Raw genomic sequence first — 18,278 nt, 5'->3', positions numbered from 1 at the left:
CCGCGCGAATAGGCTGAAGCCCATGCACGGCGAATACAAGGTGCCCGGCGGAAAGCTCGTGGTCGTCGACCTCGAGGAGCGCGACGGACGCATCGCGGACTTCCACCTCGCGGGGGACTTCTTCCTCGAACCCGACGACGCGCTCGCCGACATCGACGCCGCCGTCAACGGGCTCCCGATCGAGGCGGATGTCGCGGCCATCGCCGCCGCGGTGCGCTCGGCTCTCCCCGACGGTGCTCAGCTCCTCGGCTTCACGCCCGAGGCGGTCGGCACGGCGGTCCGCCGCGCACTCGTGACGGCCCCGGGCTGGCGCGACTTCGACTGGGAGATCGTGCACGAGAAGCCGGTCTCGCCCCGCATGAACCTCGCGCTCGACGAGGTGCTCACGGGCCGGGTCGGCGACGGCCGCCGGCGCCCGACCCTGCGCATCTGGGAGTGGGACGAGAACGCCGTGGTGATCGGCTCGTTCCAGTCCCTTCGCAATGAGGTCGACCCCGACGGCGCTGCCGCGCACGGCTACGACGTCGTCCGCCGCATCTCGGGCGGTGGCGCGATGATGATGGGCGCGAACTCGATCGTCACGTACTCGCTGTACGTGCCGGCATCCCTCGTCGCAGGGCTCACCTTCGCGGACTCGTACGCGTTCCTCGACGACTGGGTGCTGCAGGCGCTGCGCGCGCTCGGCATCGAGGCGACCTACCAGCCGCTCAACGACATCGCCTCGCCGCAGGGCAAGATCGGCGGCGCCGCGCAGAAGCGCCTCGCGAACGGGGGAGTGCTGCACCACGCGACCCTCAGCTACGACATGGACGGCGAGGTCATGACCGAGGTGCTGCGCATCGGTCGCGAGAAGCTCAGCGACAAGGGCACGACGTCGGCGGCCAAGCGCGTCGACCCCCTGCGCCGCCAGACCGGGCTGCCGCGCGAGGCGATCATCGCCAAGCTCGAGGAGACCTTCACCAACCTCTACGGCGCGGTCCCCGGGCACATCACCGACGACGAATACGCCGAGGCCGAGGCGCTCGTGGCGTCGAAGTTCGCGACGGACGCATGGCTTCGCCGGGTCCCCTGATCGGGGCGCCGGATGCTGCGCCTCCGGGCTCGGTCGAGATCCACCACGGTGACAACCTCGAGGTCATCCGCACGCTTCCCGACGCGTCGTTCACGCTGATCTATCTCGACCCGCCCTTCAACACCGGCCGCGTGCAGGAGCGGGCGCTCGAGACCGCGCGGTCCGCAGCATCCGTCCCGCTGTCGGGCGAGGCGATCGTGCGGCGCGGGTTCCACGGGCGCGAGTACGAGCGGATCCGCGGCGACCTGCGCGCGTACGACGACACCTTCGACGACTACTGGGGCTTCCTCGAGCCGCGGCTGCTCGAGGCGTGGCGCCTGCTCGCCGATGACGGCACCCTGTACATCCACCTCGACTACCGCGAGGCGCACTACGCCAAGGTGCTCATGGACGCGCTCGTCGGGCGCGAGCGGTTCCTCAACGAGCTCATCTGGGCCTATGACTACGGGGCGAAGACGCGCAAGCGCTGGCCCACGAAGCACGACACGATCCTGGTGTACGTCAAGGACCCGAAGTCGTACTGGTTCGACTCGGAGGCCGTCGACCGCGAGCCCTACATGGCGCCCGGGCTCGTCACCCCCGAGAAGGCCGAGCGCGGAAAGCTCCCCACCGACGTCTGGTGGCACACCATCGTGCCGACCACCGGACGCGAGAAGACCGGGTACCCGACGCAGAAGCCCGAGGGGATCCTCCGCCGCATCGTGCAGGCCTCGTCACGCCCCGGCGATCGGGTGCTCGACTTCTTCGCCGGCAGCGGCACGACCGGCGCGGTCGCCTCGGCGCTGGGCCGCGACGCCGTCCTCGTGGACCACAACCCGGCCGCGATCGCGGTGATGCGCGAGCGGATGCCGCATGCTCGGGTGTTCGGGACCCCCGGCGAGCAAACGCTTCCCTAGGCTGAGGGGTATGCGCTTCGGAACCTTCATCCCCCAGGGCTGGCGATTCGATCTCGTCGGCATCGATCCCTCAGAGCACTGGGAGGTGATGAAGGGGCTCGCCCAGCGCGCCGACGCCGGCCCGTGGGAGTCCCTGTGGGTCTACGACCACTTCCACACGACCCCGGTGCCGAGCGACGAGGCGACCCACGAGGCGTGGACGCTCATGGCGGCGTTCGCGGCCTCGACCGGCCGCATCCGTCTCGGTCAGATGTGCACCTGCATGGGCTACCGCAACCCCGCCTACCTCGCCAAGGTCGCCGCCACGGTCGACATCGTCTCGGGCGGACGCACCGAGATGGGCATCGGCGGCGGGTGGTACGAGCACGAGTGGGAGGCGTACGGCTACGGCTTCCCGCAGGTGCCGGAGCGGCTCCGGATGCTGCGCGAGGGCGTCGACATCATGCAGCAGGCCTGGACGACCGGGCGTGCCACGCTCGACGGCAAGCACTACCAGGTGGACGGCGCCATCGTGCAGCCGCTGCCGCTGCAGGACGGCGGCATCCCCATCTGGGTCGCCGGTGGCGGCGAGAAGGTCACGCTCAAGATCGCGGCGAAGTACGCGTCGTACACGAACTACGCGGGCTCGCTCGAGGACATCGACCGCAAGAGCGCCGTGCTCCGCGACCACTGCGACGCGCTCGGCCGGGACTTCTCCGAGATCACGCGCACCTCGAACTTCAACACGATCGTCGGTGCGACCGAGGCCGAGGCGCGCGACCGCCTGGCCGCCGTGAAGGCACGTCTGCTGCCGCACGTGGGCCAGGAGCGCGCCGACCACATCGAGAACGACTACCTGACGTCGCCCGCTTTCGGCACCCCCGAGCAGGTGGCCGAGCGCCTCGCCGAGCGCGAGCGCCACGGCATCGCCTACGCGATCCACTACTTCCCCGAGGCGGCCTACGACCTCTCGGGCGTGGAGCTGTTCGAGCGCGAGGTCGTCGCCGCGCTGAGCTGACGTCGTCGGCGACCGCGTCGAGGATTCAGGAGAACCGGGCCGGCGGGCCGTGTCTCGGCGCTCTCGCGCAGCGCTTTTCCTGAATCCTCGACGCGCGGGGCCGCCCGCAGCGGTACGGGGCGTGCGTGAGTCGCCCCCGCGCGTATTGGGCGGCGGCGCGTCATGAGGCGTCGATGCATCAGGAAAACCGGTGTGCGCGGGCGCCAAAAGGGTGCCTTGAGGACGGCATTTCCTGAATCCTCGACCGCCGCGTGGCCTGTCCTCCCCAGAGCCCGGCCCGCGCCCTCCTCTCCCCATCATGCGGCGGACGGTGAACGCGCCCGGTGCGGGCACCGGAGTCTGGGCGGATGCTGCCGCACCCGTTTCCCTCCTTCCGCCGCTCCGACCTAGCCGCGGCGGGCTGGACCGACAGGTCGCTGAGGAGGGCGGTCGTCGATGGTCGTCTGCTCCGCCCGCGCAGCGGCGTGTACCTCCAACCCGACACACCTCAGGACACCATTGACGCGTGCCGCCTGGGAGGCCGCCTCGCCTGCACGAGTGCGCTGGCTCATCTTGACGTCTTCGTACTGGACCCGGGGGTCCTTCATGTCCATTTGCCGGCGAACTCGTCGCGGCCGAGACCGGTGGCCCGCCGCATTCGTCGGCATTGGGGGCGGCTGCGCCGAACCCCACACCCGAGGTCCACCAGCGTCGAACCGTTCGACGCCGTCGTACAGGCGGTCCGGTGCCAGCCGGCCCGGGCCGCGTTGGCCACATTGGATTCCGCACTGCACCTCGGGGTGCTCAGGCTCGACGAGCTCGACGAGCTCTTCCGCGTACTCCCTCGGCGCCATGCGGTGCTGCGCAAGCTCGTCGACAGCCGCGCGGAGTCCGGCCCGGAGACCCTGGTTCGATTGATGCTCAAGGCGCTCGGCGCCAGTTTCGAAGTCCAGGTGAGGATTTCGAGGGTCGGGCGCGTCGATTTCGTGGTGGACGGGTGGCTGATCGTCGAGTGCGACAGCCGGGGGTTCCATGCGACGTGGGAGGAGCAGCGGCGCGACCGCCGTCGTGACCAAGCGGCCGCTGCGCTGGGTTATGCGACGTACCGACCGATCGCGGAGGACATCATGTGGCATCCGGAAGAGGTCCGCGCGGCGCTGGAAGGGCTGCTGCGTGGTCCTGCCGCGCGTGCTCGGTGAAAGCAGCGGGCTCGATGGTGCATCGACCGCTCGCGCGGCCCCTCACCGCCGATTCTGCTGCTGGTTTGACTCTGCCTGCTCGGACGCCAGGCACACGGAAGGGTGGGTCCTCACCGCTGCATCGGCGAGGACCCACCCTTTCGCTCATCCCGCGCTGCAGGGGCGGCGGGAGTCTGTGGTCAGAGCAGCGACGCGACCGCGGCGTAGCCGTGGGGATCGACGTCGGGGGAGCCCGCCGGCCCGCCGAAGACGCGCGTGGTGCCCGGAGCGCCCGACCATGCCGGCCAGCCGGGATCGGCGTCGACGATCAGGCCGACCGCAGCCGCGTGCGTCTGGTCGGCGAGCTGCTGCGGCGGATTCGGGCCGGTGAGCGGCTCGATCTGCACCGAGTCCAGGCAGTCGAACCAGAACGGGACGTCGATGCAGTGCACCGCCGACCCGTTCACCGCGCCGGGCTGCGACGAGCGGAACGAGTAGCGGTAGACCCACGTCGGAGCGGCGCCGCGTGCCCGCGCCGTGCGGACGACGGCGCTGCGGAACATGCGGTCGGTGATGTAGCGGCCGAGCACGGCAGCGTGTCCGCGCGCCACCACGTCCCGGTTCGCCGCGAGGTACGCCTTGCGCTGCGTCCCCTTGAGCCCCGACCGGCCGAGCAGGAGGCCCAGCGGGATCCAGCGGAGCGTCTTGGCCCGTCCCGCCACGACCATCGAGAACTCGTCATCGGTCGCGCCGAGCACGAGGGGCTTGTCGGCGCCGACGCCCGCGGCGATCGAGGCGATCGTGGGCCGGGTGAGCAGGTCGCCGTCGATCGACGGGCCGAGCAGGAGGCCGTCGTCGAGCAGCTTGGTGATGGCGTCCGGGCCGGCCACGCTCGTCGCCTTCTTCTGCGCCTCGATGATGCGCTCCTCGGGCACCGTCGACAGCGCGGCGCGGGTGGGGGCGACGCCGACGCGTGCCGCGACGTCGCGCCCGATCGCCTCCCAGCGCTCCGTCGCGACGTCGGCGGTGGCGCCGGACAGCGCCCACACCGAGTGGAACAGGTGCTGGGCTGCCGGCATCCCGAGCAGTGTCAGCACCGCCCCGCCGCCCGCGGACTGTCCGGCGATCGTCACCCGCGACGGATCTCCGCCGAAGTTCGCGATGTTGTCCTGGACCCACTGCAAGGCGAGCAGCCAGTCGCGCACGCCTCGGTTGGAGGGGGCGTCCTCGATCCAGCCGAACCCGTCGAAGCCGAGCCGGTACGAGATCGTCACGGTGACCACGCCGTCGCGGTTGAACGAGCGGCCGTCGTACCAGGGGCTCGCCGGCGAGCCCGCGAAGTAGCCGCCGCCGTGGATCCAGACGAGCACGGGGAGCGCAGCATCCGTCTCTCCGGGAACCGGCGTGAAGACGTTGACATTGAGGGTCGACGCGCCGGGCACGGACGGCTCGGGGATGAGGGTCACCCCGGGGTCGCCCCGCTGCGCGGTGCCGCCGAACGCGACGGCGTCGCGCACGCCCTCCCACGGCTCGGCAGGCACAGGGGCGGCGAACCGCAGCTCGCCGACGGGCGGCTTCGCGAACGGGATGCCGAGGAACGCGGCCGATCCGCCGGCGCCGGGCTCGCCCCGCCAGAAGCCGCGCACCCGTCCAGTGGCGGTGTCGGCCTCCGCATAGCGGAGTGCGGTGGTGGTGTCTGTCATGGGGGGTCCTTTCTCGCGGACTCTAGCGGACGCCCTTGATGGGCGCCGTGGCGATCGCTGCCAGAATCACGAACACGATCGCGAACACGAACAGCATGGCGTACCCGCCCATCGCCGAGATGATCAGCAGCGCGATCGACGGGCTGAGCGCCTGGGGGATGTTGGTGGCGACGTTGAGGATGCCGAGGTCCTTGCCCGCGGCAGTGCCCTCGCTGGGCAGCACCTCGGTCATGAGGGCGGCGTCCACCGACATGTACAGACCGAAGCCGACGCCGTTGATGATGCTCATCAGGATCATGCCGGTCATGTCGGGCACGATCAGCGGCATCGCGAGCCCGGCGACCATGATCACCGACGCGGCGTAGATGAAGACCTTGCGGCGGCCGACCTTGTCGCTCCACCATCCCGACAGCGCGATCGCGAGCAGGGTGGGCACGAACGCGACGAGCGTGAGCGTCAGCACGGCGCCCTGCGCCTCGCCGAGCGACAGCCCGATGTACTGCTGCAGCAGGTACAGCTGGTAGGTCGAGACGACGAAGTAGCCGAGGATCAGCAGGAATCGCGCCGTGAACGCCCAGAAGAAGTCGGGGTGCTTGCGCGGGTTCACCCAGAAGCCCCGGAAGAAGGCGCCCCACCGGAACGGCTCGACGGCGGCGTCCTTGGACGACCAGTCCCGGTTGATGAGCACGAACAGGAGCGTCACGACGATCACGGCCCCGCCGAACACGGAGTAGGCGACGCCGAACTGGGCCGCGAGGGCGCTCGCCACCATGATGCCGACGGTCATGCCGACCTGCGTGCCGAGCCCGATCATCGCGCTCGCCCCGCCGCGCTTCGAGCGCGGGAACCGGTCGGCGGTGATGGTGGTCAGCGGCGCCTGCAGGAAGTTCAGCGCGACCTGGATGACGACCCAGAACACGGTGATCCAGACGAGGTCGGTGAGCGAGCCCATCCCGAAGAGGAGGATGCCGCCGACCAGCGCGCCGAGCACCATCCACGGCGAGCGGCGGCCGAACCGCGAGCGCGTGCGGTCGCTCAAGGCGCCGGCGATCGGCTGGGCGAAGAGCGTGAAGACGAATGAGACCGTGGTGACGATCGCGAGGTTCGCCTCCTTCTGCGCGTCGCCGAACAGCAGCTGGATCTGCGTCGGCAGGAGGATCGCGATGAGGCCGCCGTAGGTGGCGAACAGCGTCAGCGCGGCGACCAGCATGCTCGGCAGCAGCGCCCTGCGCGCGGGCGGGCTGGCGGGCGGCTCGCCAGGCGCCGGCGGCGTGCTTCGGATGAGGCCGGTGGGCGCGATGTCGAGGGTGGGGTCGGGCTGTGCGGTCATGGCGACTCCTCTTCGTCGAGATGTCTCGGGGCGGATCGGGGGTGAAATGCGAACGGCATTCGGGATCAGTGTGGCGCACCGAGAGACAAAGTTCAAGACGTGAACTATGTGTAACGATCACGCAACGAGGTGGGCGATCCAAACCCGAGTGCCGCTAGCGTTTGGCCCGTTCAATCGAAGGAGATGACATGAACCGACTGATTCCGCGCCTCGCGATCGCTGCAGTGGTGGTGCTCGGCGCCACCGCGCTGGGCGGCTGGACCACGGCTCCGGCCAAGCCCCCGACCTCGAACCGCGACCCGGTCGTCCAGGTGTACCTGACACGCCATGGCGAGACGATCCTCAACGCGCTGCACCTCGTGCAGGGCTGGTCGGACTCGCCGCTGACCGCGGCGGGCCGTGCGACCGCGACGACCGTCGGCACGAACCTCGGGGCCGAGGTCGGGCAGGTGGACGCCGCCTACTCGGCCGACATGGTGCGCCACTACGAGACGGCGACGCGCATGCTGCAGGGCATGGGCTCGAAGCTGTCCGCGACGCGCGTCGAAGGCCTGCGCGAGCTGAACTTCGGTGGCTGGGAAGGCGCGAAGCAGAGCGCCATGGGCGGTGCCGCCTTCGCGTATCTCGCCCAGCAGGGGATTCCTGAGCCCACGCTCGGGCAGATGACCGACGCGATCGGCGCCACGAACCCGGTGTCGGCGCTTCCCGCGGAGAATTGCGATGCCGTCTCGGATCGCATGCTGAGCTCGCTGAATGCGATCGCGAAGGATGCGGCGAAGCATCGTGACGACAAGGTGCTGGTGGTATCGAGCGGGCTGTCGATCTCGTGCCTGCTCGTCGACCTCGGCGCAGCCGACCGGGTTCCCGAGACGGGGATCGCCAACGGCGCCGTCAACCTGCTGACGTACAAGGCCGGAGCCTGGACCGTCGAGTCGGTCAACGACACGCACTACGCGACGCAGCCGTGACCCGGGCCGGGGCGGGGCGCACCGCACCGCCCCGCCCCGGCCTACGATGGCGATCATGCCCCTCGCGACCCCCGACGTGCGCCGACACAACCTCGGCCTGGTGCTGGGGCGCGTGCTCGAGGGGGCGGGTGAGGCGCGTGCCGACATCGCCGGCGCCACCGGCCTGTCGCGCGGTGCGGTGACCTCACTCGTCGCCGAACTCATCGATGCCGGCCTCGTCGAAGAGAGCGACGTCGTCGCCCCGGCGGGGATGGGGCGGCCCCGGACGACGCTCACGCTCGCGGCCGCGGCCCCGTGCGTCCTGATCGCCCTGCTCGATGCCGACCACGCGACGGCGGTCGCCGGCACTCTGGCGGGTGAGGAGCTCGCCCGCACCTCGCGCAGTCACGGGCGGCCGATGGGTGACCCCGCCGCCATCGTGGGTGTCCTGGCGGACGCTCTGGACGACGTCGCCGGCCGCCTGGCCGCGGCCGGGCGGCGCATCGCGGACGTGTGCGTCGTCGTGTGGGCGCCAGTGGGTGGCACGCCGGTCCGCGTCCTCGCCGACACCGATCTGGCGTGGGGCGAGGTCGATCTGCTGGGACTGCTGCGTGGGCGGTCGACGGCCCTCGCCGCCTTCGCGCACGCGGGCGGGGAGCCCCGGCTGGTGTCGGATGCCGAGGTCGCGGCGCTCGCCGAGCACGCGGCCGTCGGCGGCGACACCCTGCTGTATCTCAAGGCCGACTCGGGAATCGGCGGTGCGGTCGTGCTCGCCGCGGGCGACGACTCCGGCGCGCGCGTCCTCCCTGCGGCGCTCGGACATCTGCCCGTGGTGCCGGACGGCGTGCGCTGCGCGTGCGGCCAGCGCGGCTGCCTCGTCACGGTGGCGGGCCCTGACGTCCTGCTCGCCCGCTCCGGGCTCGGACCACTGGCGGCCGACGAGGGACTCACCGTCGCGCTCGAGGCGTTCGTGACGCAGGTGCGGACGGGTGTCGAGCCCGCCGCGTCGGTGTGGCGCGGGGCGGCACGCGAGATCGCGCGCACCCTTCAGATCGTGGCGCTGACGGTTGCACCGGACGTCATCGTGCTGGGCGGATTCGTCGCAGCGCTCGCCGCAGATGTCGACGAGATGTTCCGGGCGATCCAGCCTCGCATCGCGCACGCACCGGTTCTGCCGGTCGCACCCGTGCTCGGCAGCACGCTCGGCGCGGATGCGGCCCTGCGGGGCGCGCAGCGCGACGCCCGTCTGCGGCTCCTCGCAGACCCGCTCGCGATCTGATCAGTCGCCCTCGCGCGCGGCGTCGCCCTCGTCGGCGGCGATCGACGAGGGCGCGAGGAGCTCGAACAGCGCCGCGACCGGAGCGGCCATGTCGACGTCGGGTTCGAGCATCCACTGCACCTGCATGCCGTCGGCCACAGCCTGGAAGAGGCGTGCGACGGTGTCGGGGTCGACGCGATCGGTGATCTCGCCGGCCCGTTGCTGGGCCGCGACCGCGGCGGCGAAGAACCCGCGCAGGCTCTCGCCGCGGGCGACGAAGAACTGGTGGGCAGGATGCTCGGGATCGGCCGCGTCGACCGACAGCCGGGCGAACAGGTGCACGAGGCCGGGGACGTCGGCGTTGTGACGGATCACGCCAAGGTAGCCGGCGCGGATGTCGAGCAGCTCGCCGCTCTCGGCCGCTGCGAGACCCTGCTGAAGGTCGCCGCCGAGGCCCTGCCCGACGGAGTCGAGCTCGTCGCGTTTGCGGAGGATCTCGGTGAAGAGCTCCTCCTTGCTGTCGAAGTAATGGAGGAGTCCGGCCTGGCTGAGACCCACGGCATCGGCCAGCTCTTTCACCGACGCGCCGCGATAGCCCTCACGGGCGATGACGTCCAGTGCGCGGGTGAGGATCTCCTCGCGCTTCGCAACGCCTTTCGCATAGGAGCCACGTCGCCCCGTGCCGCTGTCTGCCATAGGAGAAGTAAACCCGAACATCGCTTGATTTCTCAAAACCAAATGACATATGGTTTTGATCGGGCGCTCACGGTGGAGCCTCGTCAGCCTCAGCGTGGAAGGAACACGATGACCATCCCCGATGTCACCGAACTGACCCTCGAAGAGAAGGCGTCGCTCACCAGCGGCGCGAGCTTCTGGTACACCAAGCCGGTCGACCGCGTGGGCGTGCCCGCGGTCATGGTGACCGACGGCCCGCACGGCCTGCGCAAGCAGCGCGAGGGCGGCGACCACCTCGGCATCGGCGACAGTGTGCCCGCCACCTGCTTCCCGCCCGCGGTCGGTCTCGGCTCGTCGTGGGACGTCGACCTCGTCCACCGCGTCGGGGAGGCCCTCGGCGCCGAGACCTCGATCGAGAACGTCGCGGTGCTGCTCGGCCCCGGCATCAACATCAAGCGCTCGCCGTTGTGCGGCCGCAACTTCGAGTACCTCTCGGAGGACCCGATCGTGTCGGGCGTCCTCGGCGCCGCGATCGTCCAGGGCATCCAGTCGAAGGGCGTGGGCACCTCGCTCAAGCACTTCGCGGCCAACAACCAGGAGAACGACCGCATGCGGTCCTCGTCCGACGTCGACCCGCGGCCGCTCCGCGAGATCTACCTGCGCGGGTTCCAGCGCGTCGTCGAGGACGCCCAGCCCTGGACCGTCATGTGCTCGTACAACCGCATCAACGGCGTGTACGCGTCGGAGGACCCGTGGCTGCTGACCCAGGTGCTGCGCGACGAGTGGGGCTTCGAGGGCCTCGTCGTCTCCGACTGGGGCGCCGTCAACGAGCGCGTGCCGGGCCTCGCCGCAGGCATGGACCTCGAGATGCCGTCGTCGAACGGCGTCACGGACGCGCAGATCGTCGCGGCAGTGCAGGCCGGCTCGCTCGACGAGTCGGTGGTGGATGTCGCGGCCGGCCGTGTGCTCGACCTCGTGCGCAAGGCGACCGAAGGTGCCGGTGCGGTCGCAGGACCGCTCGACGTCGACGCCCACCACGCCCTCGCCCGCGAGGCTGCAGGCCGCTCGATCGTCCTGCTCAAGAACGACGGCGGCGTGCTGCCGCTCGCGAAGGACGCGAAGCTCGCGGTCATCGGCGAGTTCGCCGCGGCGCCTCGGTACCAGGGCGCGGGTTCGTCGATGATCAACCCGACGCGCCTCGACACCGCGCTCGACGGGATCCGCGCACTCGCCGCCGGCGACGTCGCGTACGCGCAGGGCTTCAGCAATGCCCTCGAGGTCTCGGACGACGAGGCCTTGGCCCTTCGCGACGAGGCTGTGGCCGCAGCATCCGTCGCCGAGATCGCCGTGCTGTTCCTCGGACTGCCCGCCCGTCTGGAGTCGGAGGGCTACGACCGCGACGACATCGACCTGCCCGCCGCCCAGCTCGCACTCGTCGACGCGGTGCTCGCGGCGAACCCGAACACCGTCGTGGTCCTGTCGAACGGCGGCGTCGTCGCGCTGCCGTTCGCCGATCGCGTGCCGGCGATCCTCGAGGGCTGGCTGCTCGGCCAGGCCGGCGGCGGTGCGACGGCCGACGTGCTGTTCGGCGACGTCAACCCGTCGGCAAAGCTCACCGAGACGATCCCGGCGCGCCTCGAGGACACCCCCGCGTTCCTCGACTTCCCGGGCGAGTTCTCGCACACCCGTTACGGCGAGGGTCTCTTCGTCGGCTACCGCTGGTACGACGCGCGCCGCCTCGAGGTCGCGTTCCCGTTCGGGCACGGCCTGTCGTACACGTCGTTCTCGTACGCGGATGCTGCGGCTCAGGTCGACGCGAACGGCGACGTCGAGGTGACCGTCGCCGTCACGAACACCGGCGACCGCGCGGGCCGTGAGGTCGTCCAGGTCTACACGTCGCTGAGCGGATCGTCGGTGCAGCGCGCACCGCGCGAGCTGAAGGCGTTCGCGTCGGTCGCGCTCGAGCCGGGCGAGACCCAGGTCGTGACGCTCACGGTGCGCGGCAAGGACCTCGCGTACTGGGACATCCGCGCCGACCGCTGGGTCGTCGAGGGCGGCGAGTACACCGTCGACGTCGCGGCGTCGAGCCGCGACATCCGCTCGTCCGTCGCCGTGGCTGTCGAGGGCGACGTCCTCACGCTCCCGCTGTCGCGCACATCGTCGATGGGCGAGGTGCTGAGTCACCCGGTAGCGGGTCCGGTGGTGCAGGCCGCGATCGCGCAGATGATGGGCGGCCTCGGCGACAGCGCGGCGTCGATCATGCCGGAAGGCGTCGACATGTCCAAGATGATGGAGTCGTTCCCGATCGGCCGCATCGGCATGATGGGCGCGCTCGCCGGTGACGGCGCCGCCGCCGGCCCCGAGATGATCGACGGTCTGCTCGCGATGGCGAACGCCCCGCAGCAGGACTGATCTGCACGAGCGGATGCCTCGGCGCCGAGCCCTTCGAGGGCGCGGTGCCGAGGCATCCGTCGTCTGTCTCAGCTGTTGAGGAAGGCGAGCAGCGCCTCGTTGACCTCGGCGCCGTGGGTCCACAGCAGGCCGTGCGGGGCGCCCTCGATCTCGACGTACGTGGCGTCGGGGAGCAGCTCCTTGAAGCGCCGGGCCGTCTTGTCGATCGGCAGGATGTTGTCGGCGGTGCCGTGCAGGATGAGCGTGGGGACGTCGACGGCGGGGATGTCGGCGCGGAAGTCCGTCGGCCAGGTCAGGGGCGCCGCGGCGATCGCGGTGTTGCCGGCGTACGAAGCGACCTGGATGCTCGCGTCGAGCGCCTCCTGAGAGATGCGTGAACCCAGCGTGTCGTCGAGGTTGTAGAAGTCCTTGTAGAACCCGGCGATGAACGCGTAGCGGTCGTCCCGCACGGATTGCGCGATGCCGTCGAAGAACTCCTGCGGACCGGCCCCGTCGGGGTTGTCGTCCGTGATGAGCAGGAACGGCTCGAGCGATCCGAGGAACGCCGCCTTCGCGACACGGGCGCTCCCGTAGCGCGACAGGTAGCGGGCGATCTCTCCCGTGCCCATCGAGAAGCCCACGAGCACGGCCTCGTGCAGATCGAGGTCCTCGATGAGGGCGTGCAGGTCGCCGGCGAACGTGTCGTAGTCGAACCCCGAGCCGACCTTGCTCGACTGCCCGAATCCGCGGCGGTCGTACGCGATCACGCGGTACCCGGCGTCCAGCAATGCCGCCTGCTGCTTGCCCCACGACTCGCCGTTCAGCGGAAAGCCGTGGATCAGCACGACGGGCTGGGCATCGGACGGTCCCTGGTCGGTGTAGTAGAGGTCGATGTCCACCGAGTTCTCGGTCCCGACGGTGATGTACGCCACGATCGCTCCTTCCGGATCGCGAACGGATGCCGCGACCCTGCGTTCGACGCTAGGCCGCGGCATCCGTCCTCGCCAGTGTCTTGCGCGCGCTCGTCACGAGCGTTCACACGGCGTTCAGGAGGAGCAGCTGCCGCCGCGGGATGAACGTCGGCACCCCGCCCTGTGGATAACCGGATATCGGTGTCCGCGACATCCGATACTGGCGGGATGTCCACTACGTCCGAGCACGTCGACGGAGGGGCGCCCGAGCCCCTCGAGACGCCCGTGCCGCCCCTTCCCTCGTCCACCGCACCGCTCGCGGAGCCGGTCGGATCCGCGCCCGCATCCACCGCGATGCCTCCCGGAGCGATCAGCCCGGCCGCGCCGCCGCCCGCGAAGAACCTCGCCCTCGTCGCGCTCATCCTCGGCGTCGTCGCCTTCGTGCTCGGATGGGTTCCGATCGTCGGACTCATTCTCGGAGCGCTCGCGATCGGGTTCGGGATCGCCGCGCTTCGGCGACGCCAGCGCAAGGCCCTCGCGATCCCGGGGATCGCTCTGGGCGGGTGGGGTTTTCTTACGTCTCTCGTCACGACCACGATCGTCGTCATCATCGCCCTGCAGCCGCAGGCTTTCAGCGAGGCGTTCTGGCAGAGCTACTCCCTCGCGATGGAGGATGAGGCGCCGAGCGACGCTGTCCGGGAGGAGGCGCCCGCGGCCGCAGAGGAAGATGACGAACCCGTGGCTCCCGCGCCTGCGGCAGCCACGGACTTCGCCGCGCTCGATGACGCCGGCTTCGCCGCGATCGTCGCCGACCCGGTGGCCGCACAGGGCCAGACCTACGTGGTGTACGGCGAGGTGCAGCAGTTCGATGAGAACACGGGGCCGTGCAGCGCCCTGATCCTCGTCGACGACGCCCAGCAGTCGACGTGGGAGGGCTACGCGACGACCGCGTGGATCGCGGCGGAATCCGGCGAAGCGGTCTGCCCCGAGTTCACGGGACTCGCAGCGCTCAGCCACATCAAGGCGTGGGTGACCGTCGCCGGCTCGACCACCACCGAGTGGGACGACGGCACGACGGAGGAGGTGCTCACTCTGGTGCTCCGGCAGTTCGAGGCGCTGCCCGCTCTCCCCTGATCCCTCGGCCCGGAAACTGCGAGAGGGTGGATCTCCGCGTCGAGCGCGCGGAGATCCACCCTCTGCGAGAGGCGGCGAGCTCAGTCGCGCGCGGCGCCCGCCGACGGAGTCACCGTGAAGATCGTGGGGGCGGCGAAGCCGGCGGCTGCGAAGGCGGCGGTGGCGGCATCCGTCACGGCCTGGACCTTGTCGTGGGCGACCAGCGCGATCGCGGCGCCGCCGAAGCCGCCGCCGGTCATGCGGGCGCCGACAGCACCCGCCGCAAGCGCCGCCTCGACCGCCGTGTCGAGCTCGGGGACCGAGATCTCGAAGTCATCGCGCATCGAGGCGTGCGACGCGACGAGGAGGTCGCCGATCGCAGTCGGCCCCTGCTCGCGGAGCGTGCGCACGGTGTCGAGCACGCGCTGGTTCTCGGTGACGACGTGGCGGACACGACGGTAGGTGACGTCGTCGACCAGTTCAGCGAGTCGCGGGAGGTCGTCGACGCTCACGTCGCGCAGCGCGGGCACGCCGAGGGCGGTCGCACCGCGCTCGCAGGCGGCGCGGCGTTCGCCGTAGCCGCCGGTCGCGTGGGAGTGCTTCACGCCGGTGTCGATGACGACGAGCTCGAGGCCGGCGTCCGCGAATCCGAGGTCGATCACCTGCGCGTCGAGCGAGCGGCAGTCCAGGAAGATGGCGGAGTCGGCGCGGCCGAGGAGCGACGCCATCTGGTCCATGATCCCCGTAGGCGCGCCCACGGCCTCGTTCTCGGCGCGGCGGCCGACCTTCGCCAGCGCGACGCGATCCAGGTCGATGCCCCACGTGTCGGCGAGGGCGACGGCGGTCGCCCCCTCGATCGCCGCGGACGACGACAGGCCCGCGCCCACCGGCACGTCCGACGCGAAGGCCAGGTCGACGCCGGCGACGGCCTGCGGATCGGTTCCGGATGCCGCGAGCAGCGCCCATGCGACGCCCAAGGGGTAGCGGGCCCACTCGGGGACGTCGTCACGCTGCGCGGGGAAGAGCGCGTCGAGGTCGTCGAGGGCGACCTCGACGGTCGCGTCGTCGAAGGTCGACGCGACGCGCACGCGGAAGACGCCATCGGCCCGCGGAGCGAGGGCGACGTGGGTGCGGTGCTGGATAGCGAACGGCAGCACGAAGCCGTCGTTGTAGTCGGTGTGCTCGCCGATGAGGTTCACCCGTCCGGGTGCGGACCACGTGCCGACGGCGTCGGCGCCGAAGCGGGCGGCGAAGAGGGCGCGCGCGATGGCGGCGGTGCGGATGTCGGTGGCGGTCACAGGGTCTCCTCGGGGATGGATGCGACGGCGTCGCGCAGCTTCGCAGCGGCCGTCTCGGGCGGGACGTCGCCGATCCAGGCGCCCATGGCGGCCTCGGATCCGGCGAGGAACTTCAGCTTGTCGGCCGCGCGGCGCGGCGAGGTCAGCTGCAGGTGCAGGCGCGCGGTGTCGCGGCCGCGGTGCACCGGCGCCTGGTGCCAGGCGGCGATGTACGGGGTGGGGGTGTCGTAGAGCGCGTCGACGCCGCGGAGCAGCCGCAGGTAGAGCGGGGCGAGCTCGTCGCGCTCGGCATCCGTCGTCTCGGCGAAGTCGGCGACGTGGCGGTGCGGGAGCAGGTGGATCTCGATCGGCCAGCGCGCGGCGAAGGGCACGAACGCCGTCCAGTGCTCGCCCTCGAGGATCACGCGGTCGCCGGCGCGCTCGAACTCGAGGATGCGGGAGAACAGGTCGGGCCCCTCGCGGTCGATCGAGGCGAGCAGGCTCGTCGTGCGCGGGGTGATGTACGGGTACGCGTAGATCTGCCCGTGCGGGTGGGGGAGCGTGACGCCGATCGCCTCGCCGCGGTTCTCGAACGGGAAGACCTGCTCGATCCCCGGCAGCGCCGAGAGCGCGGCGGTGCGGTCGGCCCACGCTTCGATCACGGTGCGAGCGCGGGTCGCAGACAGCGAGCCGAACGAGCCCGAGTGCTCGGGGCTGAAGCACACGACCTCGCAGCGGCCCACGCTCGTGCGGGTGCGGCCGAGACCGGGCGCGATGAGGTCGTCGAGGTCGCGGGGCGCATCGATGCCCGCGGGAGCATCGCCGTGGGCGACGGCGAGCGCGGGTCCGAACGACGGCGACTTGTTCTCGAACACGGCCACGTCGTAGAGCGACGGGATCTCGGACGGGTTGGTCGGCGTCTGCGGAGACAGCGGGTCGAGGTGCGCCGGCGGCAGGAACGCCCGGTTCTGGCGGGCCGCCGCGACCGACACCCAGTCCCCGGTGAGCACGTCGCGGCGCATCGTCGCGGTCTCGGGTCGCGGCGCGAGGTCGCGCGCGTCGACCGCACGGTCGGGGCCGAGCGTCGTCTCGGGGTCGTCGTAGTAGATCAGCTCGCGCCCGTCGGCAAGGCGGGTCGGGCGCTTCACCACGCCCGCGCCGAGCGTCTCGGCGGGAAGGTCCTGGGCGGACACGACGGTGTCGTCCTGAGGCATGTTCACGTCAACACGGTAGCAAATCGGCTATGTTATCGTCAACACGGATGCTGCATCCCCGGCGTGACGCCGACGGCATCCTGCAGATCGGGGTGGGGCATGACGGCCAGGCGCGTGTCGATGGCGGACGTCGCGGAGCGCGCGGGGGTCTCGGGCCAGACCGTGTCGCGCGTGGTGAACGCGAGCCCCCGTGTCGACCCCGAGACCCGGGCGCGCGTCGAAGCGGCGATGACGGAGCTCGGCTACCGCCCGCACCGTGCCGCGCGGGCCCTCCGCACCGGCCGCACGCAGACCATCGGGCTCGTGGTGTCGACGCTCGCCTCGGTGGGCAACTCCCGCATGCTGCAGGCGGTGGCGGATGCTGCGGCCACCCGCGGCTACGCGCTCACGGTGGTGACGCTCGGCGCCGACGGCGTCCCCACGCCCCCTCCACTCGCCGCTGGCGCGTCGAGCGGAGCCTCCGGGCGCGTGGGCCCAGTCGCTGCGGCCTTCGAGCGGCTCGCAGAGCAGGGCGTCGACGGGGCGATCGTGCTGAACGAGGCGACGGCCCGCGTCCGCGGAGCCGATGTCGGCGCCGCCGGGCTCCGACTGGTGGTCGTCGACTCGCCGCGCGACGACCGGTTCGGCGTGGTCGAGACCGACCACGCGGGCGGTGCCCGCCTCGCGGTGAAGCACCTGCTGTCGCTCGGGCACGCGACCGTCCACCACCTCGCCGGCCCCGAAGGCTCCTTCGCCGCCGCGGAGCGCGAACGCGGCTGGCGCGAGGCGCTGTCGGCGACCGGCGCCCCTGTGCCGCCTGTGGTGCGCGGAGATTGGACGTCCGCGTCGGGTTTCGCGGCAGCATCCGTTCTTCTCGAATCCGGCGCGACCGCCGTCTTCGCCGCCAACGATCAGATGGCGCTGGGCGTGCTGCGCGCGGTGGCCGAGTCGGGGCGTGCGGTGCCGGAAGACGTGAGCGTGGTCGGCTTCGACGACGTGGCGGATGCCGCCGACTACCGACCGCCCCTCACGACGGTGCGGCAGGACTTCGACGCCCTCGGCTCGCGCGCGGTGGCGGCACTCGTCGACGGGATCGAGGCGGGCGCGCCGGCCGCGTTCGAGACCGTGCCTACGCGCCTCGTCGTACGCGAGAGCACCGCGCCCGCCCGCTGACGCAGGGGTCGGGTGTCAGCGCCCGTCCCGGTTTTGGCGAGTCGCCAGACTCTGCGGGTTTCGCCTGGATTCTTGGCGACTCGCCGAGACACGCTCGCGGTCGACGGTGCTGCCCATTCTGGCGAGTCGCCAAGAACTGCGCCGGGGACGCGGACTCCTGGCGAGTCGCCGAGAACTGCGCCAGG

General features: G+C 71.2%; 15 protein-coding genes. 9 read left to right on the top strand and 6 right to left on the bottom strand.

Features of this window, described 5'->3' with window-relative positions; translation table 11 throughout:
• The first annotated feature begins 22 nt into the window (after nt 1–22).
• From ACFVSU_RS08510 to ACFVSU_RS08495, 4 genes are all read left to right on the top strand, one after another.
• Complete coding sequence (locus tag ACFVSU_RS08510; protein WP_387140834.1) at nt 23–1,072, top strand: biotin/lipoate A/B protein ligase family protein; 1,050 nt, start codon at nt 23–25, stop codon at nt 1,070–1,072.
• Entirely contained in the window at nt 1,051–1,968 is a 918-nt protein-coding gene (locus tag ACFVSU_RS08505) for a DNA-methyltransferase (protein ID WP_387140831.1), read from the top strand. Before ACFVSU_RS08510 ends, ACFVSU_RS08505 begins: the two co-directional genes overlap by 22 nt.
• 10 nt (nt 1,969–1,978) lie before the next feature.
• The gene (locus ACFVSU_RS08500; protein WP_387140828.1) at nt 1,979–2,965 is read left to right on the top strand and encodes an LLM class F420-dependent oxidoreductase; all 987 of its coding nucleotides are present in this window, start codon (nt 1,979–1,981) and stop codon (nt 2,963–2,965) included.
• A 347-nt stretch (nt 2,966–3,312) separates the two neighbouring features.
• Nucleotides 3,313–4,143 carry a type IV toxin-antitoxin system AbiEi family antitoxin domain-containing protein gene (locus ACFVSU_RS08495; protein ID WP_387140825.1) on the top strand — a complete coding sequence of 277 codons (831 nt, stop codon included), beginning with the start codon at nt 3,313–3,315 and terminating at the stop codon, nt 4,141–4,143.
• Between the two features lie 179 nt (nt 4,144–4,322).
• Here ACFVSU_RS08495 and ACFVSU_RS08490 read toward each other — a convergent pair whose 3' ends face one another.
• A complete protein-coding gene (locus tag ACFVSU_RS08490) occupies nt 4,323–5,825 on the bottom strand; it encodes a carboxylesterase/lipase family protein (RefSeq protein WP_387140822.1) in 1,503 nt (500 codons plus the stop codon).
• Between the two features lie 22 nt (nt 5,826–5,847).
• Nucleotides 5,848–7,155: an MFS transporter gene (locus ACFVSU_RS08485; protein ID WP_387140818.1), complete on the bottom strand. Its 1,308-nt coding sequence runs from the start codon at nt 7,153–7,155 to the stop codon at nt 5,848–5,850.
• 188 nt (nt 7,156–7,343) lie between these two features.
• On the opposite strand from ACFVSU_RS08485, the gene ACFVSU_RS08480 reads away from it, so the two are divergent.
• Nucleotides 7,344–8,123 carry a histidine phosphatase family protein gene (locus ACFVSU_RS08480; protein WP_387140815.1) on the top strand — a complete coding sequence of 260 codons (780 nt, stop codon included), beginning with the start codon at nt 7,344–7,346 and terminating at the stop codon, nt 8,121–8,123.
• Nucleotides 8,124–8,178: 55 nt separating this feature from the next.
• Nucleotides 8,179–9,381: an ROK family protein gene (locus ACFVSU_RS08475; RefSeq protein ID WP_387140812.1), complete on the top strand. Its 1,203-nt coding sequence runs from the start codon at nt 8,179–8,181 to the stop codon at nt 9,379–9,381.
• Here the strand turns inward: ACFVSU_RS08475 and ACFVSU_RS08470 are convergent, their stop codons facing one another.
• Complete coding sequence (locus tag ACFVSU_RS08470) at nt 9,382–10,056, bottom strand: TetR/AcrR family transcriptional regulator (RefSeq protein ID WP_387140809.1); 675 nt, start codon at nt 10,054–10,056, stop codon at nt 9,382–9,384. It lies immediately after the preceding gene.
• Between the two features lie 108 nt (nt 10,057–10,164).
• Between ACFVSU_RS08470 and ACFVSU_RS08465 the strand changes: the two genes are divergently transcribed.
• Nucleotides 10,165–12,447, top strand: a complete 2,283-nt coding sequence (locus ACFVSU_RS08465) for a glycoside hydrolase family 3 C-terminal domain-containing protein (RefSeq protein WP_387140806.1) — start codon at nt 10,165–10,167, stop codon at nt 12,445–12,447.
• Nucleotides 12,448–12,515: 68 nt separating this feature from the next.
• Here ACFVSU_RS08465 and ACFVSU_RS08460 read toward each other — a convergent pair whose 3' ends face one another.
• On the bottom strand, nt 12,516–13,358 hold the full coding sequence (locus tag ACFVSU_RS08460; RefSeq protein ID WP_387140803.1) for an alpha/beta fold hydrolase: 843 nt from the start codon (nt 13,356–13,358) through the stop codon (nt 12,516–12,518).
• Nucleotides 13,359–13,565: 207 nt separating this feature from the next.
• Here ACFVSU_RS08460 and ACFVSU_RS08455 point away from each other — a divergent pair, with 207 nt between their 5' ends.
• Nucleotides 13,566–14,471, top strand: coding sequence for a DUF4190 domain-containing protein (locus ACFVSU_RS08455; RefSeq protein ID WP_387140800.1), 906 nt, complete (start codon nt 13,566–13,568; stop codon nt 14,469–14,471).
• An 80-nt stretch (nt 14,472–14,551) separates the two neighbouring features.
• Here ACFVSU_RS08455 and galK read toward each other — a convergent pair whose 3' ends face one another.
• Both galK and galT read right to left on the bottom strand, forming a co-directional pair.
• Entirely contained in the window at nt 14,552–15,748 is a 1,197-nt protein-coding gene (galK, locus tag ACFVSU_RS08450) for a galactokinase (protein ID WP_387140797.1), read from the bottom strand.
• On the bottom strand, nt 15,745–16,941 hold the full coding sequence (gene galT, locus ACFVSU_RS08445) for a galactose-1-phosphate uridylyltransferase (protein ID WP_387141307.1): 1,197 nt from the start codon (nt 16,939–16,941) through the stop codon (nt 15,745–15,747). The genes galK and galT overlap by 4 nt, the downstream gene beginning before the upstream one ends.
• A gap of 99 nt (nt 16,942–17,040) precedes the next feature.
• Here galT and ACFVSU_RS08440 point away from each other — a divergent pair, with 99 nt between their 5' ends.
• Nucleotides 17,041–18,093, top strand: a complete 1,053-nt coding sequence (locus ACFVSU_RS08440; protein WP_387140794.1) for a LacI family DNA-binding transcriptional regulator — start codon at nt 17,041–17,043, stop codon at nt 18,091–18,093.
• Nucleotides 18,094–18,278 lie beyond the last annotated feature (185 nt).

It is taken from the genome of Microbacterium sp. NPDC058062 (assembly GCF_042885375.1).
Classification (GTDB): domain Bacteria; phylum Actinomycetota; class Actinomycetes; order Actinomycetales; family Microbacteriaceae; genus Microbacterium; species Microbacterium trichothecenolyticum_C.
The sequence above is the reverse complement of the archived record's forward strand: the minus strand, read 5'-3'. Positions and strand labels throughout refer to the sequence as shown.